At 70.5% G+C, this 23592-nt stretch carries 20 protein-coding genes; 14 read left to right on the plus strand and 6 right to left on the minus strand.

The window, feature by feature from the left end; translation table 11 throughout:
* The first annotated feature begins 118 nt into the window (after nt 1–118).
* Genes ACSHV8_RS03210 through ACSHV8_RS03220 form a run of 3 tightly spaced genes read left to right on the plus strand, consistent with a single transcriptional unit; the run spans nt 119 to nt 4162 of the window.
* Complete coding sequence (locus ACSHV8_RS03210) at nt 119–955, plus strand: MIP/aquaporin family protein (protein WP_436529179.1); 837 nt, start codon at nt 119–121, stop codon at nt 953–955.
* Nucleotides 948–2465 carry a glycerol kinase GlpK gene (gene glpK / locus ACSHV8_RS03215; protein ID WP_436529181.1) on the plus strand — a complete coding sequence of 506 codons (1518 nt, stop codon included), beginning with the start codon at nt 948–950 and terminating at the stop codon, nt 2463–2465. Before ACSHV8_RS03210 ends, glpK begins: the two co-directional genes overlap by 8 nt.
* Entirely contained in the window at nt 2465–4162 is a 1698-nt protein-coding gene (locus tag ACSHV8_RS03220) for a glycerol-3-phosphate dehydrogenase/oxidase (protein ID WP_436529183.1), read from the plus strand. Before glpK ends, ACSHV8_RS03220 begins: the two co-directional genes overlap by 1 nt.
* Nucleotides 4163–4390: 228 nt before the next feature.
* Here ACSHV8_RS03220 and ACSHV8_RS03225 read toward each other — a convergent pair whose 3' ends face one another.
* Nucleotides 4391–4978: a TetR family transcriptional regulator gene (locus tag ACSHV8_RS03225; protein WP_436529185.1), complete on the minus strand. Its 588-nt coding sequence runs from the start codon at nt 4976–4978 to the stop codon at nt 4391–4393.
* Nucleotides 4979–5114: 136 nt separating this feature from the next.
* Between ACSHV8_RS03225 and ACSHV8_RS03230 the strand changes: the two genes are divergently transcribed.
* From ACSHV8_RS03230 to ACSHV8_RS03245, 4 genes are all read left to right on the plus strand, one after another.
* On the plus strand, nt 5115–6710 hold the full coding sequence (locus tag ACSHV8_RS03230; RefSeq protein WP_436529187.1) for an FAD-dependent oxidoreductase: 1596 nt from the start codon (nt 5115–5117) through the stop codon (nt 6708–6710).
* Nucleotides 6707–7057 carry a 4Fe-4S dicluster domain-containing protein gene (locus ACSHV8_RS03235; RefSeq protein WP_436529189.1) on the plus strand — a complete coding sequence of 117 codons (351 nt, stop codon included), beginning with the start codon at nt 6707–6709 and terminating at the stop codon, nt 7055–7057. The genes ACSHV8_RS03230 and ACSHV8_RS03235 overlap by 4 nt, the downstream gene beginning before the upstream one ends.
* Before the next feature lie 211 nt (nt 7058–7268).
* On the plus strand, nt 7269–9482 hold the full coding sequence (locus ACSHV8_RS03240; protein ID WP_436529191.1) for a carbohydrate-binding module family 20 domain-containing protein: 2214 nt from the start codon (nt 7269–7271) through the stop codon (nt 9480–9482).
* A gap of 113 nt (nt 9483–9595) precedes the next feature.
* Nucleotides 9596–9931 carry a hypothetical protein gene (locus ACSHV8_RS03245; protein WP_436529193.1) on the plus strand — a complete coding sequence of 112 codons (336 nt, stop codon included), beginning with the start codon at nt 9596–9598 and terminating at the stop codon, nt 9929–9931.
* 72 nt (nt 9932–10003) lie between these two features.
* Here the strand turns inward: ACSHV8_RS03245 and ACSHV8_RS03250 are convergent, their stop codons facing one another.
* The 4 genes from ACSHV8_RS03250 to ACSHV8_RS03265 form a co-directional block, all read right to left on the minus strand.
* Entirely contained in the window at nt 10004–11215 is a 1212-nt protein-coding gene (locus ACSHV8_RS03250; RefSeq protein WP_436529195.1) for a DUF1996 domain-containing protein, read from the minus strand.
* A 180-nt stretch (nt 11216–11395) separates the two neighbouring features.
* Nucleotides 11396–12133, minus strand: coding sequence for a GntR family transcriptional regulator (locus tag ACSHV8_RS03255; protein ID WP_436529196.1), 738 nt, complete (start codon nt 12131–12133; stop codon nt 11396–11398).
* 61 nt (nt 12134–12194) lie between these two features.
* Nucleotides 12195–12773, minus strand: a complete 579-nt coding sequence (locus tag ACSHV8_RS03260) for a copper resistance CopC family protein (RefSeq protein WP_436529198.1) — start codon at nt 12771–12773, stop codon at nt 12195–12197.
* A 77-nt stretch (nt 12774–12850) separates the two neighbouring features.
* Nucleotides 12851–13354 (minus strand): SRPBCC family protein, encoded by a 504-nt coding sequence (locus ACSHV8_RS03265; RefSeq protein ID WP_436529200.1) that lies wholly within the window; start codon nt 13352–13354, stop codon nt 12851–12853.
* Nucleotides 13355–13949: 595 nt separating this feature from the next.
* On the opposite strand from ACSHV8_RS03265, the gene ACSHV8_RS03270 reads away from it, so the two are divergent.
* From ACSHV8_RS03270 to ACSHV8_RS03280, 3 genes are read left to right on the plus strand one after another with little or no spacing between them, the layout of a single operon-like run.
* Complete coding sequence (locus tag ACSHV8_RS03270; RefSeq protein WP_436529202.1) at nt 13950–16286, plus strand: glycosyltransferase; 2337 nt, start codon at nt 13950–13952, stop codon at nt 16284–16286.
* Nucleotides 16283–17878, plus strand: a complete 1596-nt coding sequence (locus ACSHV8_RS03275) for an ArnT family glycosyltransferase (RefSeq protein WP_436529203.1) — start codon at nt 16283–16285, stop codon at nt 17876–17878. Before ACSHV8_RS03270 ends, ACSHV8_RS03275 begins: the two co-directional genes overlap by 4 nt.
* A 1-nt stretch (nt 17879) precedes the next feature.
* On the plus strand, nt 17880–19973 hold the full coding sequence (locus tag ACSHV8_RS03280; protein WP_436529205.1) for an acyltransferase family protein: 2094 nt from the start codon (nt 17880–17882) through the stop codon (nt 19971–19973).
* 39 nt (nt 19974–20012) lie between these two features.
* Here the strand turns inward: ACSHV8_RS03280 and ACSHV8_RS03285 are convergent, their stop codons facing one another.
* Nucleotides 20013–20357 carry a nuclear transport factor 2 family protein gene (locus tag ACSHV8_RS03285; RefSeq protein ID WP_436529207.1) on the minus strand — a complete coding sequence of 115 codons (345 nt, stop codon included), beginning with the start codon at nt 20355–20357 and terminating at the stop codon, nt 20013–20015.
* A gap of 264 nt (nt 20358–20621) precedes the next feature.
* Between ACSHV8_RS03285 and ACSHV8_RS03290 the strand changes: the two genes are divergently transcribed.
* From ACSHV8_RS03290 to ACSHV8_RS03305, 4 genes are all read left to right on the plus strand, one after another.
* Nucleotides 20622–21251 carry a DUF4360 domain-containing protein gene (locus tag ACSHV8_RS03290; RefSeq protein WP_436529209.1) on the plus strand — a complete coding sequence of 210 codons (630 nt, stop codon included), beginning with the start codon at nt 20622–20624 and terminating at the stop codon, nt 21249–21251.
* 39 nt (nt 21252–21290) lie between these two features.
* On the plus strand, nt 21291–21641 hold the full coding sequence (locus tag ACSHV8_RS03295) for a PadR family transcriptional regulator (RefSeq protein WP_436529211.1): 351 nt from the start codon (nt 21291–21293) through the stop codon (nt 21639–21641).
* A 1-nt stretch (nt 21642) separates the two neighbouring features.
* Nucleotides 21643–22188, plus strand: coding sequence for a hypothetical protein (locus ACSHV8_RS03300; protein WP_436529213.1), 546 nt, complete (start codon nt 21643–21645; stop codon nt 22186–22188).
* Between the two features lie 128 nt (nt 22189–22316).
* Entirely contained in the window at nt 22317–23378 is a 1062-nt protein-coding gene (locus ACSHV8_RS03305; RefSeq protein WP_436529215.1) for a glycoside hydrolase family 26 protein, read from the plus strand.
* The last annotated feature ends 214 nt before the right edge of the window (nt 23379–23592 follow it).

A 23592-nucleotide genomic window follows, 5' to 3' on the forward strand; every position in this document is an offset into this window, starting at 1 on the left:
TCTATGCGTTCGCGCTACGACCCGCCGTAATTGATGTTCGACAATGCCGACCGCTGTTCGTTGCCCGGCGGGGGAAGCGTTCCTAGCGTCCAGGACATCGCACGACGAAGGAGGGAGCATGGCCGCACGACTCAAAGTTCCTGGACTGGTCGGTGAACTCGCGGCAGAGTTCGCCGGAACCCTGATTCTGATCCTGTTCGGCTGCGGGGTGGTGGCGCAGGTCGTCGCCGGCGGCATCGGGGATCACGACAGCATCGCCTGGGCCTGGGGCCTGGGCGTCACCCTCGGTGTGTACGTGGCCGCGCGGCTCAGCGGCGCCCATCTCAACCCGGCGGTGACCATCGCGCTCGCCGTCTTCAAGGGCTTCTCCTGGCGGAAAGTGGCGCCCTACGCCCTGGCCCAGTTCCTCGGCGCGTTCGTCGCCGCGCTGCTGGTGCGCTGGAACTACACCGAGGTCCTGAACGCCAAGGACCCCGGGCTGACGATCAAGACCCAGGGGGTCTTCTCGACGCTGCCGGGCAACGGCAGCCTGCCGGTCGGTGAGTGGGGCGCGTTCCGCGACCAGATCATCGGCACGGCGATCCTGCTCTTCGTGATCCTCGCGCTGACCGACGTCGCCAACAACGCGCCGGCCGCCAACCTCGGCCCGGTCGTGGTCGGCCTGTTGGTGGTCGCCATCGGCATGGCCTGGGGCACCGACGCCGGGTACGCGATCAACCCGGCCCGTGACTTCGGGCCGCGCCTGGCCAGCTTCTTCACCGGGTACGAGGGAGCATTCCGAGATCAGACCGGCTATCTCTACTTCTGGATACCGATCGTGGGACCGATCATCGGTGGTGTGGTCGGTGCCGGTCTGTACCAGTATCTGATCGGACGATTCCTGCCGTCGACCGAGCCCCAAGAGGTGGGCGAGGTGCCGTCGGCACGCGACAGTGTGGAGGCGAACCGTGGCTGACTTCGTCGGAGCCGTGGACCAGGGCACGACCAGCACCCGCTTCATGATCTTCGACCATGGCGGCAACGAGGTGGCCCGCCACCAGCTCGAGCACGAGCAGATCCTGCCCCAGGCGGGCTGGGTCGAGCACAACCCGATCGAGATCTGGGAGCGCACGGTCGCGGTCGTGCGCACCGCGATGCAGAAGGCCAACCTGAGCGCGAGCGACCTGGCCGCGGTCGGCATCACCAACCAGCGCGAGACCACCGTGGTGTGGGATCGGCGCACCGGGCGGCCGTACTACAACGCGATCGTCTGGCAGGACACCCGCACCGACCGGATCGCCTCGGCGCTCGACCGGGACGGCCGGGGCGACGTGATCCGGCGCAAGGCGGGACTGCCGCCGGCCACCTACTTCTCCGGCGGCAAGATCCAGTGGATCCTGGAGAACGTCGACGGGGTGCGTGAGGCCGCCGAGCGCGGCGACGCCCTGTTCGGCAACACCGACTCGTGGCTGCTCTGGAACATCACCGGCGGGACGAACGGTGGGAACCACGTCACCGACGTGACCAACGCCAGCCGGACCATGCTGATGAACCTGGAGACCCTCGACTGGGACGACGAGCTGCTGTCGTTCTTCAACATCCCGCGGCGGATGCTCCCGCAGATCCGGCCGTCGTCCGACCCCAACACGTACGGGACCGCGCACGTCGACGGGCCGCTCGGCGGGGACGTGCCGCTCACCGGTGACCTCGGCGACCAGCAGGCGGCCACGGTCGGGCAGGTCTGCTTCGCGCCCGGCGAGGCCAAGAACACGTACGGCACCGGCAACTTCATGCTCCTGAACACCGGCACGAACCTGGTCCGTTCGGAGAACGGGCTGCTCACCACCGTCTGCTACAAGTTCGGGGACGCGGCGCCGGTCTACGCCCTGGAGGGCTCGATCGCGGTCACCGGCTCGGCCGTGCAGTGGCTGCGCGACCAGCTGCACATCATCAAGAGCGCCGACCAGAGCGAGTCCCTGGCCGCGCAGGTGCCGGACAACGGCGGGGTGTACTTCGTGCCGGCGTTCTCCGGGCTGTTCGCGCCGTACTGGCGCTCGGACGCCCGCGGCGCGATCGTCGGGCTGTCCCGGTTCAACACCGACGCGCACATCGCCCGGGCCACCCTGGAGTCGATCTCGTACCAGACCCGGGACGTGGTCGACGCGATGGCGCAGGACTCCGGGGTGACGCTCGACGTCCTCAAGGTGGACGGCGGCATCACCGTCAACAACCTGGCCATGCAGATCCAGGCCGACGTGCTCGGCGTGCCGGTCAGCCGGCCGGTGGTGGCCGAGACCACGGCGCTCGGCGCGGCCTACGCGGCCGGTCTGGCCGTCGGCTTCTGGAAGTCGACCGACGAACTGCGGGAGAACTGGAACGAGTCGCAGCGCTGGCAGCCGAACTGGTCGTCCGACCAGCGCGAACAGGGTTACGGCCGCTGGAAGAAGGCGGTGCAGCGGACCCTCGACTGGGTGGACGTGGACTGATGCCGGATCTCTCGCCGCAGTCCCGGGACGCCGCGTTGCTGACCCTGGAAGGGGCCGAGGTCGACGTGCTGGTGATCGGTGGGGGAGTGGTCGGGGCGGGTTGCGCCCTCGACGCGGTCACGCGGGGACTCTCCGTGGGGCTCGTCGAGGCGCGCGACTTCGCCTCGGGCACGTCCAGCCGGTTGAGCAAGCTGATCCACGGCGGCCTGCGCTACCTGGAGATGCTCGATTTCGGCCTGGTCCGGGAGGCGCTGCGGGAACGCGGGCTGATCCTGTCCCGGCTCGCCCCGCACCTGGCCCGGCCGGTGCGCTTCCTCTACCCGCTCAAGCACCGCGGCTGGGAGCGCCTCTACGCCGGGGCCGGGGTCACCCTCTACGACGCGATGGCCTGGTCGGGCAGCCTGCCCAACCATCGGCACCTGAGCCGCCGCGGGGCGCTGCGCCGCTGCCCGGCGTTACGCAAGGAGTCGCTGGTCGGCGCGCTGCAGTACTCGGACGCGCAGGTCGACGACGCGCGGCACACGATGTTCCTGGCCCGGACGGCCGCCGCGTACGGCGCGCACGTCGCCAACCGGGTCGAGGTGACCGGTTTCCTGCGCGAGGGCGAGCGGGTCACCGGGGTGCGGGTCCACGACCTGGAGCACGACCGGACCTTCGAGATCCGCGCCCAGCAGGTGATCAACGCGACCGGGGTGTGGACCGACGAGACCCAGTCGCTGGTCGGGGAGCGCGGGCAGTTCCACGTCCGGGCGTCCAAGGGCATCCACCTGGTCGTGCCCCGGGACCGGATCCAGTCGTCGACCGGCCTGATCCTGCGGACCGCGACGAGCGTGCTGTTCGTGATCCCGTGGGGGCGGCACTGGATCGTCGGCACCACCGACACCGACTGGGCGCTCGACAAGTCGCATCCGGCGGCGTCCGCCAAGGACATCGACTACCTGCTCACCGAGGTCAACAAGGTGCTGGCCCGGCCGTTGGAACGCTCCGACGTGCAGGGTGTCTACGCCGGGCTGCGGCCGCTGCTGTCCGGCGAGTCGGAGTCGACGTCCAAGCTGTCGCGCGAGCACATGGTCGCCAGTCCGGTGCCCGGCCTGGTGGTGGTCGCCGGCGGGAAATACACGACCTATCGCGTGATGGCCAAGGACGCGGTCGACGCCTGCGCGTTCAACCTGAACCGGCCGATCGCGCGCTGCTGCACCGACAAGGTTCCGCTGATCGGCGCCGAGGGCTACACCGCGCTGTGGAACCGGCGCGGCCTGATCGCCGCCGAGTCCGGCCTGCACGTCGCCCGGGTCGAGCACCTGCTCGGCCGCTACGGCTCGCTGATCCGGGAACTGCTGGACCTGATCAGGGAGGATCCGTCGCTGGGCCGGCCCCTCGACGGCGCCGACGACTACCTGCGGGCCGAGGTCGTCTACGCGGCCGCCGCCGAGGGCGCCCGCCACCTGGTCGACGTCCTCACCCGCCGGACCCGCATCTCGATCGAGACGTTCGACCGGGGCACGGCGTCGGCCGCCGAAGCGGCCGAACTGATGGGCCGGGTCCTCGGCTGGACCCCGGAGCAGCGGGAACGCGAGGTGGAGAACTACCGCCTCCGGGTCCAGGCCGAACGCGCCTCCCAGGAACAGCAGGACGACGAGACGGCCGACGCCGCCCGCCTCGGAGCCCCCGACGTCATCCCGGTCCGTCTTTCCTGAAAACAATTCGCGCGTACGGCGTCAGCGCCCGGTCCCACCCAGCCCGGACGCGACCCCCGCGGCACTCCGGCCCGCAGCGCGACCCCCGCGGCCCGGCTGGTGCTCACGGCTGTCTTCGAGGTCCGGATACAGCCCTCAGTGCCAGCCGGCCTGCTTGCGTCGCGGGGTGGGCGGGACCGAGGCGGGGGTCGCGGCCGGGCTGGGCGGGGCCGGGGGCTGACGCCGTACCTAAGCGGATTTTTTGATCAAAGCCTCGACCACGTCGCGCAGTGGGGTGGTCAGGTCCTCGGCCGAGGCGGAGGCCAGGGGTTCGAGGTTGGTGGCGCGCAGCAGGGTGACGCCGATGGCGGTGGAGAGCAGGATCTGGGCGCGCAGGATGTCCGGGTCGCCGCCCCGCATCGAGGCCGCCTGGGCCATCTTCTCGGCGAACATGTGCAGGAAGCGCAGGCGTATCCGGTCGGCGCGCTCGTCGCCGGAGGAGCGCAGTATCAGCAGCAGGCTGTGGCTGGGGCCGCCGGCGGTGCTCTGGCCGACGGCCATGCGGGCGATCGTCTCCGGGACCTCGCCGGGGGTCACGTCCCCGGCGGCCGCCCGCAGCTCGGCGAAACTGGTGGTCAGCGCGGCCTCGAACAGCCCCTCCTTGGACTCGAAGTAGCGGCTGATCAGCGCGACGTTGACGCCGGCCTCGTCGGCGATGTCCCGGACCGTGGTCTCCGCGTAGCCGTTGGTGGCGAACCGGCGCCGGGCCGCGTCGAGCAGAAGCTGCCGGGTGCGGGCCGCGTCCCGGCGTCGCGGCGGGGTGGAGCTGGTGGTCACGTCACAAGTCTGACGCAATCGTTCCCACCAAGATCTTGCGGGGCGTCGTCCCGGTCACCAATACCCTAGTTGACAGATAGGCTTTGTGGGTTGCAGGCTCGGGGTGCGGACCTGACCCCTCCCGACTGGAGAACCCATGTCCATCGATCCCACCCCGCTCGATCTCACCGCCGACGTCGTCGTCGCCGGTGGTGGACCGGCCGGCGCCTGGGCCGCCCTCACCGCCGCCCGGGCCGGGGCCGACGTGCTGCTGCTCGACAAGGGTTACTGCGGGACCAGCGGGCCGACCGCCGCCGGTGGCACCGGTGTCTGGTACGTCCGGCCCGACCCGGACCAGCGCGAGAGCGCGATGGCGAGCCGCGAGGCGCTCGGCGGCCACCTGGCCGACCGGCGCTGGGCGGCCCGGGTGCTGGACCAGACCTACGAGAACATGAATCGCCTGGAGGACGAGGCGCGCTACCCGTTCCCGGTGGTCGGCGGCGAAGCGCAGAAGCGGGGCGTGCAGGGCCCGGAGTACATGCGCCGGATGCGCTCCTGGATCCGCCGCGCCGGGGTCCGGATCCTCGACCACAGCCCGGTCCTGGAACTGCTCACCGACCCGGCCGGTACGGTCGCCGGCCTGCGCGGATACCGCCGCCAGCACGACCTGGAGTACCGGGTCCGGGCCGGCGCGGTGGTCCTGGCCACCGGCGGGTGCGCATTCCTCAGCGGGGCGCTCGGGTGCGACGTCGACACCGGGGACGGCGCGCTCTACGCGGCCGAGGCCGGGGCGGAACTGTCCGGGATGGAGTTCTCCAACGCGTACGGGATCGCCCCCGCCTTCTCCTCGGTGACCAAGACGGCTTATTACAACTTCGCGACCCTCTTCCGGGCCGACGGCACCCATCTCGAGGGCGCGGGCAGTCAGGGCGGCCGTTCGGTGATCGCCGGCGAGCTGCTGCGCACCGGCACCGTGCTGTGCCGCATCGACCAGGCCGACGCCCGGCAGCAGGCCCAGATGCGGCTCGGGCAGCCGAACTTCTTCCTGCCGTTCGACCGGCTCGGGATCGACCCGTTCACCGAGCGCTTCCCGGTCACGCTGCTCCTGGAGGGCACGGTCCGGGGCACCGGCGGGATCCGGATCGCCGACGACGAGTGCGCGACCACGGTCCCCGGGCTCTACGCGGCCGGGGACGCGGCGACCCGGGAACTGATCTGCGGCGGGTTCACCGGCGGGGGCAGCCACAACTCGGCCTGGGCGATGTCGTCGGGCACCTGGGCCGGGCGGGGTGCGGCGCGGTTCGCGGCCGGGCTCGGCGCGGGCGCGAACCGGCGACGGCTGGTCGCCGCCGGTGGCCGGGCGGCCCGGCCGGTCGGCGCCGGGGCCCGCGAGGCGGCCCTTGACGTGGTGCGCGAGCAGGTGCACCCGTACGACAAGAACTACCTGCGGCACGGCGACCGGCTGCGGCCCGCGCTGGCCGAGCTCGACGGGGTCTGGGCGACCCTGCGCGGCAGCGCCGCGGCGCGCGGGGCCGATGCGGTCCGGACCCGGCAGGCGGCGGCCATGGTCGCGCACGCCCGGTGGATGTACACCGGTGCGCTCGCCCGGACCGAAAGCCGCGGGATGGCCCGGCGCGAGGACTTCCCGGCGCTCGACCCGGCCCAGCACCACCGGCTGACCGTCGGTGGCCTGGACGAGCTGTGGGTGCGCCCGGAGCCTCCGGCGGGCCCGGCGCGGGCGGTGGCCTCGTGATCGAGGTCGTCTCGGCGTCCCGGTGCGTGACCTGCGACGTGTGCATCGCGGTCTGCCCGACCAACGTCTTCGACCGCGGGCCGGGCGGGCTGCCGGTGATCGCCCGGCAGTCGGACTGCCAGACCTGTTTCATGTGTGAGGCCCACTGCCCGGCCGACGCGCTGTTCGTCGCGCCGCTGCGGCACCCGGTCGAGCCCGGCTCGCCCTTGCGCGACGAGGAACACCTGGCCCGGCGGGGGCTGCTGGGCAGCTATCGCCGGGAGATCGGCTGGGGCCGGGGCCGGAAACCCGGCGCGCGCCTGGCCGTCGGCCCCGAGCTGGGCGCGGCCCGGATCACGCCACCCTGACCACCGTCCACATCGAAGACGCCCCCGGATCCGGGGGCGTCTTCTTTTTTGGACGCACAGCGTTCGATGTCTTTACGAGCGTGACATCGCTTGGTAACTTCCTGAAACAAGTTGCAAGGACTTGCATCGGCACTCCCCTCTCGGCCGGGTAAGACCAGCTCCGATCCCCCTGAAAGAAGTTTCACCACCCGTCCCCACAGAAAGCGCCCCCATGAGAAGAAGAACCCGCACCCTTCTGCTCGGGTCCGTGACCAGCCTCGCGCTGGCCGCCGCGGGCCTGGTCGGCGTCGGTCTGGCCACCACCGCCAGCGCCGCCTCGACCCTCAACAACAGCGACGTGACCGCGAACCTGTGGGAGTGGAACTTCAACTCCGTCGCGGCCGCCTGCACCGGCCAGCTCGGCCCGGCCGGGTACGGCGCAGTCCAGGTCGCCCCGCCGCAGGAGTCGGTGACCCTCGCCTCGACCAGCGACGGCTCGCACCCGTGGTGGGAGGTCTACCAGCCGGTCTCGTACAACATCACCGGCCGGCTGGGCACCCAGGCCCAGTTCACCAGCATGGTCACCGCCTGCCACAACGCCGGCGTGCGGGTCTACGTGGACGCGGTCATCAATCACATGGCGGGTTCCAACAACACCGTCACCACGGGGTACGGCGGCTCCACGTTCAGCCCGAGCGGATACTCCTATCCCGCGGTGCCGTACTCGTACAGCGACTTCCACCACCCGAACGACGGCTACTGCTCCGACGACGACGGCGTGATCGACGACTACAACAACGCCTCCGAGGTGCAGAACTGCGAGCTCGTCGCCCTCTCCGACCTCAAGTCGCAGGACAGCGGCGTCCGTACGAAGATCGCCGGTTACCTGAACAAGCTGATCGACTGGGGGGTGGACGGCTTCCGGGTCGACGCCGCCAAGCACATGGCCGCCTCCGACCTGTCGGCCATCAAGGGCCAGCTGCACAACACGACCGCCGAGGGCGTGGCGCCGTACTTCGCGCAGGAGGTCATGCCCGGCGGCAGCGGGGAGATCGCGCCGTCCGCGTACACCGGGATCGGTGACGTGCTCGGCTTCTCCTACGCGTACGGGCTGAAGACCCAGTTCGCCAACGGCACCCTGTCCAACCTGTCGGGCATCCCGTCGTGGAGCCTGGACGCGTCGAGCGCGCTGACCGCGGCCATGGTCACCAACCACGACCTGGAGCGCAACGGCTCGACCCTGCGTTACCAGGACGGATCCACGTACACGCTGGCGAACTACTTCCTGCTCGCCTACCCGTACGGCCAGCCGTTCCTCTACGACGGCTTCGCGTTCTCCACCTCGGCCACCGGCGCGTCGCCGCCGGCCGACTCCAACGGCTACGTCACGGACACCAGCTGCAGCAACGGCGCCTGGCAGTGCTCGACCCAGAGCACCGGCGTCAAGGGCATGGTCGGCTGGCACAACGCCACCCAGACGGTCACCACGGTCTCCAACTGGACGAACACCGCGAGCAACATCATCGGCTTCAGCCGCGGTTCGCTCGGCTGGTTCGGCGTGAACCGCTCGGGCAGCGCGTCGACCGCGACCTACACCACCGGCCTGGCCAACGGCACCTACTGCGACCGGATCACCGGCGGCGCGACCACCAGCGGCTGCGCCGGCACCTCGGTCACCGTCTCCGGCGGGACCGCGTCGGTGACCATCCCGGCCAACGGCGCGGTGGCGATCGACGTCAACGCCAAGTCCGGCGGCGGCACCACGACCAGCCCGACGACCAGCCCCACGGCGTCGCCCTCGGCGACCACGTCGGTCAGCCCGTCGGCCTCGGTCTCCCCGACCAGCTCGACCGGCACCGTGCAGGCGACCTTCAACGTGTACGCCACCACGACCACCGGCACCAGCGTCTACGTCGTCGGCTCGAACGCGGCCCTCGGCGGCTGGGACACGTCGAAGGCGGTGGCGCTGAGCGCGAGCGGCTATCCGATCTGGACGTCGACGATCGCGGTCCCGTCCGGCAGCAGCTTCGAATACAAGTACATCAAGAAGGACTCGTCCGGGAACGTCACCTGGGAGAGCAACGCCAACCGGGCGGTGACCACCGGCACCTCGGCGGTGACCTTCGCCAACAGCTTCGGCGTGGCCAACGCGAGCGCGACCGCGATCACCTTCAACGAGTCGGCGACCGTCAGCAGCGGGCAGACCGTCTACGTGGTCGGCTCGATCGCCTCGCTGGGCAGCTGGGCCCCGGCCGACGCGATCCCGCTGACCGCGAGCGGCTCGTCGGCCTGGTCGAGGACGGTGATCGTGCCGCAGAGCACGAGCTTCACCTACAAGTACCTCAAGAAGGACGCGGCCGGGACCGTGACCTGGGAGTCCGGCAGCAACCGGTCGTACTCGACGGGCACCGCGACCTCGTACACGGTCAGCGACACCTGGAAGTAACGACTTCGTCTCACCGGAGAGCCCGCACACCGTGTGCGGGCTCTCCGTCGTTGAGGGGGGCGGGCGGACGATTTGTCCGTTTTAGTCACGATTCGCCCAGGAGGCTGATACCGATGTTCTCTTTCACCGGCACCTCGACCGCTCAGGTCGTCTCCGACACCACCGACGTACAGGCCCAGCTGCGCGACGTCGGCCGTGTGCTGGCCGCGCTGCCGCTGTCCCCGCAGGTCAAGGCGGCCGGCCGACGTGACCTGGAAGCGGCCCAGGCCGCGGTGACGGCGCCCGAACCGGACCGTGAGCAGATCGCCGGCGCCGTGCACCAGCTGACCGAGACGCTCACCCGGGCCGGGGCGTTCCTGCTGGCCGGGCGGGCGCTGCACGAGCCGCTCACCGCGGTCGCCGGGTGGCTCGGGGCACCCGGCGACTCGATCGTCCGTCTGCTCGGCTGAGGTCGTTCCTGGGGGCGCGGTCCCCGAGCGGATGGTGTGTCCCCGAAGGGCCGGACGCCCCTCCAGGAATGTTCAGAAGGAGAACGGGTCGTACCCGTCGTTGTTGCAGGTGCGGCGCTGGGCGATGCAGTTGCGGACCCGCTGGTTCATCGCGTCCGCGTTCCACATCAGGAACGCGTCGCCGTGCATCGACGAGGCGCTCTTGCCGTCCGGGTCGGAGGAGAGGTAGTAGCCGGCCTTGGAGCCGGTCACGCCGTACGTGATCTCGAAGGTCAGCGACGGGATGCGCACCGGATGATCGGCCGGGCAGCCCTCGTTGGTGCCGAACGCGACGTGCTTCTTGTGGTCCGGGCTGTCCAGGTTCTTGCCGTCCCAGCAGTCCGGGAACAGCAGCGTGAAGTGCAGGTGGGCCGGCTTGCCGCAGATCGGCCAGTTGCCGTTGTCGCTGCGCGAGTCCCCGTCGATGTTCCCGGGGCCGTAGAAGGCGCAGTAGAACTGGCCCTGAGCGCCGCGCGGGGTCGGCACCTTCTTCTTGGCGTCGCCGGCGATCATCCGCAGCCCGTTCGGCATCGGCATGATGCCCTTCGAGTTGTCCCGGATCGACCGGTAGTAGACGCGGAACCCGGTCGGCTCGACCGGCTTCTTGGTCGCCGCGTCGTAGAGCGACGGCACCCAGTAGGCCGAATGGTCCACGTTCGGCTTGCAGGTGCTGGCCGTGAACTTCATCAGGTCACCGGCGGTGGTGTCGGCGTCGACGCCCTTGTTCCCGACGAACGTGTGCATGTGCGAGGCGCCCGGCAGGCCCGGGAAGACGATCGGGTCGTTCGCGCCGCTGTGGCTGTAGGTGCAGTCGGCGCGGAACTCGGCCAGGTTGCCGGCGTTGCCCGGCGGATCGGCCTTGGTCGCTTTGAACTTCGCGACCTGGGCGTTCCAGGCGGTCTGGTCGATCGGGATCCAGCCGCCCTTGGCCACCGGCTGCGTCGCCGGAGTGGTCGTCGCCGTGGTTTTGGTCGGCGCCGCGCTTTTCGGAGTGGCCGGCGACGTGGCCGCCGAACTGCCGGGGGCGGCCGGGCTCGTCGTCGCCGCACCGGACTCGACCGATTCGACCGACACCGGCAGGCTCACGCTCGCGGCCGACTTGTCGTCGTCCCCGCGGCTGCTCGCCCACACGGCCACCCCGGCGATCACCGCGACGGCCACACCGGCGGCGGCGATCGCCATTCCCCGCGGGCGCCGGGCGTGGCGACCGGGACTCGACGGCTCACGGGACATGGAAGGTTGCACAGCGGACTCCCCAGCGGCAGCACAGGACGACGATCGGCCGCCGGAATATTAGGCAGCCCGCACCCGCCCCAGACAGGCACTTAAAGGAGAGCAAAGAAAAGACTGTCCACCCGTACGGAATTCGCCGCCCCGACCCGGAAAACCGTTATCGGCCGTCCCGGAATGCGTCCCTTGAATGCGTCACGCGCTCAGTCGCGTCTCGAACCCGATGCGATCGCCGCGGTACAGCGACCGGACCTGCTCGATCGGCCGCCCGTCCGGATCGGCCGACACCCGCTGCATCAACAGCATCGGCTGCGCCGGGTTCGTCCCCAGCAGCATCGCCTCGCGCGGGCTGGCCAGCACCGTCTCGATGCGTTCGACGGCCGAGGCGTACGTCACCCCGTACCGCCCGATCATGTGCGTGTACAGCGAGCCGGTGCCGTCGTAGCCGTCCATCACGTCCGGGAAGCGCGCCACCGGCATGTACGTGCTCTCCAGCCCCAGCTGCTCGTCGTCGGCCAGCAGGACCCGCTCCAGGTGCAGCACCTCGTCGGCCGGGCCGATGCCCAGCTCCCCGGCGAGCGACCCGGCCGGCACGGTCTCCACGGTCACCACGTGCCGGCTCGGGTTGCGGCCCATCTCCCGCAGTGCCTCGGTGTAGCTGCGCAGCGCGAGCGGCTGGACCAGCTTCGGCGCGGCCACGAAGGTGCCCCGCCCCCGGTACGCCCGCAGGCGCCCCTCCATGGTCAGCTCGCTGATCGCCTGGCGCAGGGTGGACCGGGCCACGCCGTAGGCGGCCGCCAGGTCCCGCTCGGCGGGGAGCAACGCCCCCTCGCCGAGCTCCGACAGCAGATTGAGCAGTTGATTCTTGACCACCCAATACTTGGGGACCCGACCGTGCTCGGGAACACCCCCGCGAACCGCTTCGACCGTCACCGGCCCGATGATAGGACCCGGCTCAGCCGATCCGAGGTCGCCGAGGCCTCGGCGGTCCGCCCTACTTCGTGGCGTTGCGGCGGCGGACGAAGACGAAGATCGCGGCCCCGGCCAGCACCAGGATCCCGATCCCGGCGATCAGACCCAGCCACGGCCCGCTGCCGCTGTCGTCGCTTGCCGGCTCGGCGGCGGTCGCGGCCTGGGTCGTCGCCAGGGTCGCCACGGTCGCCGGTGCGCTGGTCGGCGCTTCCGAGGCCGGTTCGGCGGAGATGGTCGCGGTCACCGGGGCGTCGACCGTGAACGTGTAGGACCCCTTGACCACGTCGCCGTCGTCGGCGGTCAGCTGGTAGGCCACCGTGTACTTCCCGTTGCCCAGCGGATCGGCGAACGTCACCTCGGCCGTCTTCCCGCTGACCTTCGGCTCGGAGCCGCCGGCCGCCGCGCCGTCCGGCCCGGTCACGGTCACCTTGAAGCCGTTCAGCTTCTCCAGGAACGTCAGCTTCACCGCCGCCGGGGCCGTCTTGACCGTCGAGTTCTTCGCCGGCACGGCCTCGACCAGCGGATTGTGCGCGAACGCGGGTGCGGCCGGCACCAGCACCGCGACCATCGCGGCCAGGACAATCAGGAGACGTTTCGTCATAGCGTCAGTAGATCTCTCTCGTCGGGTTGCCGGTTAGTCGTCCCACACTCCACCCCGGTTCCCGCCCGAATTCAACATCAGCGGCCGAGCTCACCCGCCAGGGCCTGGTAGGCCGGGTGGAGCTGCTCCCAGCGCTCCCGCCCGTCGCCGCGGTCCTGCCCCGCGACGTGCGCGGCCAGGTCCTCCACGTGAATCTGCACGCCCGCCCCGTACGCGGAGAGAAGCCCCACCGGCATCCCGCGCTCCTCCAGGATCAGCACGGTCGTGTCCCCGTCGGACGTCAGGTTCGCCTCCATGACGTGCCGTTCGCCCTCGTCGGCGCCGACGGTGTTCACCACCAGGCGCCGCGGGGCCTCGCACACCTCCACCCGCCCGGTCCCCGCCCACCCGCTGGCGTGGAAGCGCGCCTTGAACTCCCCGCCCAGCCGCAGATCACCCTCGATCTCGCCCAGCCACCGCCCGAGCCGGGCCGGGTCGGTCAGCGCCGACCACAGATCCTCGATCGTGGTGCCGAACCGGTCCTCCATCCGGACGACCCCGACCCCGTCCACCACGTGCAGACTCCCGACAACCTCGGTCATTCCCCGCTCCTTCGTCCGCTTTCGCTGACACGTGTGTACCAGCACGGTTACGTACCCGTCAAGGTACATAAGGCGCCCTCGGCCGAGGCGAAACTTCTGCCCGGGCGCGGTATTCGCCCGAGCTGCCCGAAGTCGCGGTGAGTCACCTCGACCGGCCGCGCCCGCCGGAGCCTGGTGGTTGGGTGACCAATTCGACATCGCCATCGGCATGCGATCCCGATTGTTTTATTTCGCGCGTGAATCCCAAAGTTTTCCGGTTTTCCGGGGCGAAACATTCGACCGCCGAATAGCTGGTCGACTGCGCGATTCGCCCGGTTTCGACAATCGCGGCTCCTTCAAGATCAACTGTTTGGTCGATTGATGACCGCCGCCCGGCCGAGCCCCTTTTGGCTCTTCGGCCCGCGACACCTTCGAATGGAAGGGAAAAGTCCGGTTCGTGGTCGGCCGTTTGATCTCGCGCCGGTCGACCAGGAGTCCGGCCCGGCCCCGCCCACCCGGATCGATCACTCTGGGTATCCAAATATGGCTATTCGCTGTCGTAATCTCTAGCCGAATTGATGTGTGCGGTTGCATTCCACAAAATGGGCGGGGGTCCATGGCTGACATCACCATCGTCATCCCAACCTTCAATGAGGCGGGGAACGTTCCGGAACTACTCGCTCGCCTGGATGCCTGTTTCGCGCCCGGCACCGCGGAGGTCCTTTTCGTCGACGACTCGACCGATGACACGCCGGACGTCATCGAGGCCGAGGCGACCCGGCACCGGATTCCGGTCCGCCTGCTCCACCGCGACGGGCCGGCCCGCGTCGGTGGTCTGTCCGGTGCCGTCATCGATGGCCTCCGGCATGCGCACACCCCACGTGTCCTGGTCATGGACGGCGACCTGCAGCACCCGCCGGAAGTCGCCGTGCAGCTGCTCCGGACCATGGACGACACGTCGGCCGACCTGGTCGTCGCCTCGCGCTACGTCGACGGGGGAGACGCCGGCGGCCTCGGCTCGGCCCGGCGCCACGCGGTCTCGAAGGGCAGCACGCTTCTGGCCCGGGGGCTGTTCCCGCGCCTGGTCGGCGGCGTGTGCACCGACCCGATGACCGGTTTTTTCTGCGTCCGCCGGGACGCGCTCGACCTCGACCGCCTGCGCCCGCGCGGTTTCAAGATCCTGCTGGAGATCCTGGCCGGTCACCGCCTGCGGGTGGCCGAGGTCCCGTTCACCTTCGGCGATCGGGCGCACGGCGTCAGCAAGGCCGACTGGCGCAACGGGCGGGCGTTCCTGGTCCAGTTGCTGTCCCTGCGGTTCGGGTACCGGCGGCGCTCCCAGCGATCCGGAATGCTGCCCCAGCCGCCGGCCGACGCCGAGGTGGACGCGTACCTGAGGCGGCCGCAACACCGGTGGATCTTCTGGGCGCAGACCGTCGCGTTCGCCGGTGTCGCGGTCAGCCTGTGGGGACTGTCGAACAACAGCTACTGGACGCTCGCCTTCCTGGCGCCGCTGCTGGCCCTGCTCGTGGAGCAGGCCCTGGCCCTGCGGACGTCCACGTTCCGCCGGACCGTCACCGCCGGCTCGCACCGCGCGCTGCTGGACGGCTACCGGCCGGACCACCATCCCAGCGTCGACGTCTTCCTCCCCACGGCGGGCGAGCCGGTGGCCATGCTCGAGAACACCTACCGGCACGTCGCCCGGCTGCGCTGGCCGGGCATCCTGACCGTCTTCGTCCTCGACGACGCCGGGCGCGCCGAGGTGGCCGCCCTGGCCGCACGGTTCGGCTTCCGGTACGTCTCCCGGCGCGGCAGCGAATTCAAGAAGGCCGGCAACCTGCAGTACGCGCTGGACCGGACCGTCGGCGCGCACGTCACGATCCTCGACGCGGACTTCACGCCCCGCCCGGACTATCTGGTGCACCTCATGCCGTACATGGAAGATCCTGAGATCGGGATCGTGCAGAGCCCGCAGTATTTCGAGACGGCCGCGTCGATGTCCTGGCTGGAGCGCTGCGCCGGCGCCACCCAGGAGATGTTCTACCGCTTCATCCAGCCGTCGCGGGACGCGATCGGGGCCGCGATCTGTGTCGGCACCTCGGCGATCTACCGCCGGGAGGCGCTGGCCGCCATCGGCGGATTCCCGCTGATCGGGCACAGCGAGGACGTCTACACCGGGGTGCGGATGGGACGGGCCGGCTACCGGGTCAAATATGTCCCGGTCCTGGTGAGCCGCGGCAAGAGCCCGGACGACATCGACTCCTTCATCAACCAGCAGTACCGCTGGTGCGAGGGCTCCATGTCGCTGCTGGCCGAGTCCGAGTTCCACGACGACACCACCCTGACCCTGAACCGGCGGCTCAGTTTCTGGTCCGGTTTCGTCTACTACCTGACCACGGCGATGAACGCGCTCCTGGCCCCGCTCGCGGTGCTGGTCATGCTCTGGTTCTTCCCGGGCCGGGTGACCAGCTCCAACATGCTGCCGCTGCTGGGTGCCCTGCTGGTGTGGCTCGCGCTCTATCCCGTGATCAGTTACGGCCGCTGGCGTTTCGACGTCCTCCGGGTGCAGACGATCTACGGTTTCGCGCACCTGTTCTGCGTGCTCGACCTGGCCCGGGGCAAGGTCGCCGAGTGGGTGGCGACCAACGCCACCCGCCGATCCACGGCCCGGACGGCGGCACGACGGCCCCTGGCCCAGCGGGTCCGGCTGACCATGGCCGTCTACCTGACCGTCACCCAGGTGGCGATCTTCGCCGGGCTGGTTCGCGGGGCGTGGACCCACGGGCCCGGCGACTACTGGGCGAACCTGCTGCTCGCGCTGGTGAACGCGTACGTCTTCATCCCCGTCGCGGCGCTCTGCGTGAGCACCCTGCTCGGGGATCGGCGCCCGGCCCGGACGGCGGCCGAGCTGCCCGCTCCCGTGCTGCCGGTCCGGCGGCTGGAGGTCGGGGCATGACGCCGGCGGTCTCGCCCGGTGAGGTGACCAAGCGGCTGTTCCCGCTCGCGCCCGCCCTGCGGTTCGGTGCGGGCGCCGACGCCCCGGAACGTCCGGTCTGGGCCGCCGCGTTGCTGTCGTTCGTTCCTGCGGGCCTGCGTGGCCGGGCCGGCACGTGGCTGCCGTGGCTGCCGGTCGTCGCCGTCCTCGCGCTGCAGGCCGTCCTGACCCTGCGCCTGCACAACGTGGTCTTCAACGACGAGGGTCTCTACATCAACGCCGGGCACGAGTATCTGCGCCAGTTCACCGGTGGCGCGGCGGCCCCTGACTCGTACGGCGGCTACTTCTCCGGGTTCCCGATGGCCTACCCGGTGTTCGCCGCGCTCCTCGACTCCGTCGGCGGTGTCGAGCTCGTACGTCTGTCGAGTCTGTTGTTGATGTCGGTGGCGACCCTGGCCGTCGGCCACATCGGACGACGACTGGCCCCGGCCGGGAAGCAGGCCCGGGTCCAGTGGGTCGCCATGCTCGCGTTCGTCCTGACCGGGGCCGTGCTCTTCGTCGGGAACCTGGCCACCTACGACGCCGCCTGCATGTCGCTGCTCGCGGTCAGCGCCGCGCTGATGATGTCCGGTCGCCGCTACCGGTCGGCCCTCGCGGCCGGGCTCCTGATCGCCGCGGCCGGCATCTGCAAGTACTCGGCCGCGGTCTTCCTGCCGGTGGTCGCCGTGCTGGGCGCGCTCGCCCCGCTGCCGCCGCGCCGAGCCCTGCTGCGCAGCGGCCTGTTCTTCGTCTACGGGCTGCTCGGGATGCTGGCCGTGCTGGTGCCGTTCGCGTCGTTCATCATTCCCGGGATCGAGTTCACCACCGCCAACCGCGTCGCCCTCAACCCGCGCCCGTTCTCGCTGCTGCTGGCCGAGTTCGGCCGCGGCGCCGGGCTGCTCACCGCGCTCACCGCGGCCGCCGTGATCGTGCTCCTGCACCGCTGGTGGGCGCGGCGGGACCGGCCGAGCCTGCTGGCCGCGGCCACCGCCCTGGTGCTCGCCGGGGCCGGCCTGGGGATCCCGCTCGGCCAGTTCCGGATGCACGAGTACGTCTCGTTCAACAAGCACCTGGCGTTCCTGGCGATCTTCCTCGCGCCGGTCGCGGCGCAGCTGGTCACCGTTCCGGGCCGGGTCGTCAAGGGGGTCGCCTTCACCACCCTGGTCTACTTCCTGGCCGTCGGGGCCCTCTACCGCTCGTCCTTCATGTTCACCGAGTGGCCCGACACCACGCAGGTGAGCAAGGCCGTCGCCCATTACGGGCGGCCGGGGACCTATCTGGCCTACGCCGGCAACACCATGGCCTTCTACGCCAAGGACCGCCCGGACATGAGATTCGAGGAGTACTACGCCCTGTTCGGCGCCGGGAAGCCGGCCATCAAGGCCGCGATCGACCAGGGTACGTACGTCGGCGTCACGTTCGTCACCGGATCGACCGGGGACGCCGAGCTCGACGACGACACCGCCTACCTGATCTCCCTGCTGAACCACAGCAGCCGGTACGAACCGGCCGGGTCGTGGCCCAAGCACAGGTACGACGCCAACCGCTTCTACCTGTACCTGCGGACCTCCTGAGATGGCGACGCCCACGACCGTCCCCCTGCGCAGCTCCGAGGTCACGACCCGGCGGCTGACCCCGCCCCCGGCGCCACCGCGGCGCTTCCGGCCGGACGTGCAGGGACTCCGCGCCGTCGCGGTGCTCCTGGTGGTGCTCTACCACGCGGACGTTCCCGGCATCGGCGGCGGATACGTCGGCGTCGACGTCTTCTTCGTCATCTCCGGCTACCTGATCACCGGCAACCTGCTCGGCGAGATCCGGGAGCGGGGCCGCCTGCGATTCGTGGAGTTCTACGTCCGCCGGGCCCGGCGCCTGCTGCTGCCCGCCGCGATCGTCGTCGTCACCACGCTGGTGACCGCGGCCGTCGTCATGCCGCCGCTGCGGGTGCGCGGCCTGACCACGGACGCGATCCTCACCGCGGTGTACGGGCTCAACGTCCGGCTCGCGATCGAAGGCGTCGACTACCAGAACGCCACCGACCCGCCCAGCGCGTTGCAGCACTTCTGGTCGCTCGCCGTCGAGGAGCAGTTCTACCTCGTCTGGCCGTTGCTGATCACCGTCGTCGTGCTCGCCGGCCGGCGGCGCCGGCGGGGGCGGCTGACCGTCGTCCTGTCCGGGGCGGCCGTCGCGTCGCTGGTGGTGTCCCAGGTCCTGGTCCGGGATGACGCGCCGCTGGCCTACTTCTCGTTGCCGTCGCGCGCCTGGGAGTTCGGCCTCGGCGCCCTCGTCGCCCTCGCCCGCCGGCCGTGCGCGCGGCTGCCCCGGCCGATCCGGGAGGCGGCGGTCGTCGCCGGGCTGGCCGCGATCCTCGCCGGCGGGCTGGTCTACGACGACGCGACCGCCTTCCCCGGGTGGAACGCGCTGCTGCCGGTGCTCGGCACGGCCGCCGTCATCGCCGGCGGTTCCGGTGCGCCCACGCTGAGCGAGCGGCTCCTGACCCCGCGACCTCTGCAGGGACTCGGCACCCTCTCCTACCCGTGGTACCTGTGGCACTGGCCGCCGATGATCATCGTCCCGGCCCTGGTCGGGCATGACGTCGGCCGGCCGATGAAGGCGGCGCTCGCGGCCGGCGCGCTCGGTCTGGCCGCCCTCACCCACCTTGCCGTCGAACGTCCGGTCGCCCGGGCCCGGATCTCCCGGCCCGCCTGGATCGCGATCGCCGCCCTGCTCACGGCCACGATCGGCGTGACCGCGCTGCTGGTCCGGCTGAAGGCCGACGTCGACCTCGGCGGGCTGACCGACGACGGCCGCGCGAGCCGGCCGGTCGCGCTCTTCGCGCCGGACAGCCCGGCCGACCCGTTCACCGGGGCGACCAGCGGCCCGGTCCGGCCCGGCGTGCTCGACGCCGTCCGGGACACGCCGCGGCATCCGGCCGAGTGCATCGTCGCCCTCAAGGACACCAGCTCGCCGCCGTGTCTGATCGGGCCGTCCGGGACCGCCGGCCCGGCCGGACCGGACCGGAACCGGGTCGTTCTCCTCGGCGACTCGCACGCCGGTCAGTGGTACGCCCCGGTGCAGGCGATCGCGGCCTCGCACGGCTGGTCCACGGAGATCCTGACCAAGGCCGGCTGCCCGCTGCCCGAGCTGACGGTGACCAACTCGGCGCTGAAACGCCGGTACACCGAGTGCGACACCTGGCGGGCGAACACCCTGGACCGGCTGGCGAGCGAGCCGGCGCCACAGATGATCTTCGTCAGCGCGCTCAACTGGTACTCGCAGGGTGCGGACCTGCTCGCCGGCTGGCGGGCCACCCTGTCACGGCTCGGTGCGCTCGGGGTCCCGATCCTCTACCTGAAGGACACCCCGACACCGAACCTGGACGTCCCCACCTGCCTGTCCGGCGCCCTGCCGGACTGGGGACCGTGCGCCTTCAAGCGTGCGGACGGCCTGCGCGCGGACCCCCTCGGCGAGCCGCGCACGGCGACGTCGCTGGGCTTCGCGACCGTGATCGAGGTGAACACCTACCTCTGCCCGGGGGACGGGCCGCGGTGTCCCGCCGTGCGGGGTGGGGTGACGCTCTACCGGGACGCGTCGCACGTGACCGACACGGCCATGACCCTGCTGACGCCGGCGATCCGGCACCAGCTCAAGGCGGCCGGCCTCCCCGGCTGACCCCGGTGCGGCCCCGGCCGGGCGGCCGGGGCCGGACGGTCAGACCTGGTCAGGGGCGGTGGCGGTCTGGGAGACGTCCCAGTGCTCGACGATCAGATCGCCCTCGAAGCGCCAGATGTCGACCACCGCCTCGCCCAGGCCGCCCTCGGGCGTGGTCAGCAGGAAGTGGGCGACCACGAACTCGTCATCCGCGATCACCCGCCGCAGGTCGAGGGTCGACGAGGCGATCGGGCCGTTGATGGTGGCGTCGATGAAGCCGTCCTTGTCGCGCGGGGTGGCCGGGTCGTGGTTGACGAAGTCGTCGCGGATGACCTCGCGCAGCACATCCACGTCACCGGCGGCGAATCGGCCGAACGCGTCCAGGAAAATGTCCTTGATGGTCATGCTCCGCACGATGTCATCGAAACGGCGGCCGCGTCGATTACCCGACCGGTAACCATGTGCCCATAGCACCGCACCGTCGCCAATGTGGCGAAACCGCCCATCTCTGACCGGACGGCCGGGACGCTGATGCGCCAATCGGACAAATGGCAGCGGGTCGTGTCGTGATGTCACCGATTTCGGACCGCGCGAATCGTACGTTTCCTGGGCGGCGTCCCGGCCATTCCCGGCGCCATTCCCATTCACTTTCTCATCGGAGGTACGTCAATGCTGACCACACTCACGGCGGGTGCCCTGGCCCTCACGGCGGCGGTCGCGCCGGTCAAGGCGCCGCTGCTCTCCCCACCCCCGCCGGATCGGATGGTGATCAGCGTGGTGTCGGCCAACGGCTCCGGCTGCCCCGGCACCAGCGCGAAGATCCAGGTGTCGCCGGACAATACCGCGTTCACGGTCACCTACAGCGACTTCATCGCCCAGGCGGGCCCGACGGCGCGGGCGCTCGACGGGCGGCGGAACTGCCAGATGGCGCTCGACGTGCATGTGCCGTCCGGTTACACGTACGCGATGGCCGGTGTTGATTATCGGGGTTATGGCCATCTGGAGCAGGGGGCGACCGGCTCGGAGACCGCCTCCTACTACTTCCAGGGTGAGCGGTACACGACGCGGGTGCGGCGCGATTTCCAGGGCTGGATGGACAGCGACTGGCAGCACTCGGATCGGGTCGAGGTCGGGTCGATGTCCTTCCTGGACTGCGGTGAGCAGCGCTATCTCAACGTGAACACCGAGTTGCGGGTCAGCGGCGGACCGTCGGCGCGGACGGCCACCAGCTTCCTGACCATGGACTCGGCCGACGGCAACCTGGACACCACGTACCACGTCGCCTGGCGCAAATGCTGAGTACTTGACATTGCCCAGTACTGGCCACAGTATAGGAGTGTGACGGAGAGCCACGATCCACAACTCCTCAAGGGCGTCCTGTCGCTCCTGCTCCTGCACCTGCTGGCCGAGCGGGAGTCGTACGGGTACGAGGTCGTCCAGCGCCTCCAGGCCGCCGGCTTCGCCGACGTGCTGGAGGGCAGCGTCTACCCGGCGCTGAACCGCCTGCTCCGGGAGGGGCGGGTCGAGACCCGTCTGGTGCCGTCCCCGGGCGGCCCCGCCCGGAAGTATTACCGGCTCACCGGCGACGGCCACCGCGCGCTCGCCGACGCCATCGCCGCCTGGGACCGGCACGTCGCCGGTGTCCAGGCGGTGCTGTCCCGGCCCCACCCCTCGACCTCAGGAGCCTGACATGACCATCGGATGGTTCGACCGGCTGCGCATCGAGCGCCTGGTCTGGATGCTCGACCAGCAGATCTACGACCTGCCGCGGGCCCGGCGCATCGCCACCCGCCGGGAGGTCCGGGCCAACCTGCTGGAGGCGTCGGCCGACGTCGGCACCGGCGAGGCGCTGCGCCGGATCGGCGGGAGCCGCGGGCTCGCCGAGCAGTACCTGCGGGCCGAGTTCGGGGACCGGCCCCGCCACTCGTGGATCGGGGCGATCACCGCGGCCGGGTTCACCCCGCTGATCCTCAACTTCGTGCTCAGCGAGGCGACCGGCGCGTTCGCCGACGGGGTGCGGGCCGCGCACGGCAGCGGCACGTTCGCCTACTCCGGGCTGATGTTCCTGCAGCACGCCCAGACCGTCACCGTCGACGGCGCCGACCTGCAGCTCAGCGGCGGTGGGTGGAGCTTCACGGCGTATATCCTCTGGCTCTTGATCGTGATCTTCGCCGGACGCCTCTGGAGGCTGTTCCGGAGGAGTTCTCAAGTGCGGGTGAGCGCCGCCGACGATTAACCCCGAGCGGCCCCGGGGACCGCAACCGGCGGGCACCTTTACGGGCACCGTCGTGACAACTCCGTTCCCGGAATCTTCTACCCATGCCCGGCGGGCAACACCGCCGGACAACATGGGGGAGATTCACTGTGAAGCGCTCGACGCTCCGCAAGACCGTACTGACGCTGACCGCTCTCGCCGCCGGTGTCGCCGGTGTCGTGACGGGCACGCCGGCCCAGGCCTCGCCGACCGCCGCCAGCACTTCCGGCACGCACTGCGAGACCGGCGCCAAGCTCGTCCCGACCTGCGGCGTCCTGTGGGGCGCGGCGGCCGGCGGCTTCACCGGCAAGCCGCGCGACGTCGAGCACCGCAACTGGGAGCAGCTCAGCGGCCGCACGGCGACGATCTTCCACACGTACCACAAGGGCGACGAGAAGTTCCCGACCGACGCCGAGATCCGGATGGCTCGGGATTCGGCGCACCCGCGGGTGCTGCTGATGAACTGGCGCGTCGAGTACGGTTCGACCTGGGCCGGCGTCGCCGCAGGCCGTGAGGACCGGCGCATCGACGCGTTCGCCGCCCGCCTCAAGAGCAAGTTCAACGAGAAGTTCTTCCTGGTGCTCAACCACGAGCCCGAGGACGACGTCCGCCCCGCCGCGAACTCGGGCATGACCGCCAAGGACTTCGCGGCGTCGTTCCGGCACGTGATCAAGCGCCTGCGCGCCGACGGCGTCAGCAACGCGGTGAGCGTCATCGGGTACATGGGCAACGAGAAGTGGATGGCCCAGTCCTGGTGGAAGGACCTCTACCCGGGCAACGACGTCGTCGACTGGATCGGCCTGGACTCGTACGTCAGCTCGGAGAAGAACTACTACCACGCCGGCGTGTTCAAGGACCTGCTCGACCGTAAGGCCAAGGGTTCCACCCAGGGCTGGTACGACTGGGCCACCAAGAACCACCCGGGCAAGCCGATCATGGTCGCCGAGTGGGGCGCCTACCACCGCGTCGGCAAGGTCGTCGACAAGTCGGCCCAGTTCAACAGCGTCCTGCCCGAGCTCGCGCGTCGCCCGGCGATCAAGGCGATCGTGTACTTCGACACCAAGAAGGACCTGTTCGGCGACCGCGACATCAGCATCGACAGCTCGGCCGCGTCGCTCAAGTCGTTCCGCAAGCTGGCCGCGAACCCGCTCTTCAACGTCGCCGTCCGCTGAATCAACTGATCGGGCCGCCCGGGGATCATCCCGGGCGGCCCGTTCTTTTACCCATTCAAGATCAACTTCAAGATCTTCATGTCCTACGTCGGCGGTGGTCCGGGCCGCCGCTCCCGCGGGGACCCCTGCGGGGTTCGCTGGCCGCTGGCGCGTCCAGAACGCGAACCCCTCCGGGGCGATCTGGGCAGGTGGTCACCCTCACGGCAACAAACCC

Source organism: Actinoplanes sp. HUAS TT8, from assembly GCF_051380535.1.
GTDB lineage: Bacteria > Actinomycetota > Actinomycetes > Mycobacteriales > Micromonosporaceae > Actinoplanes.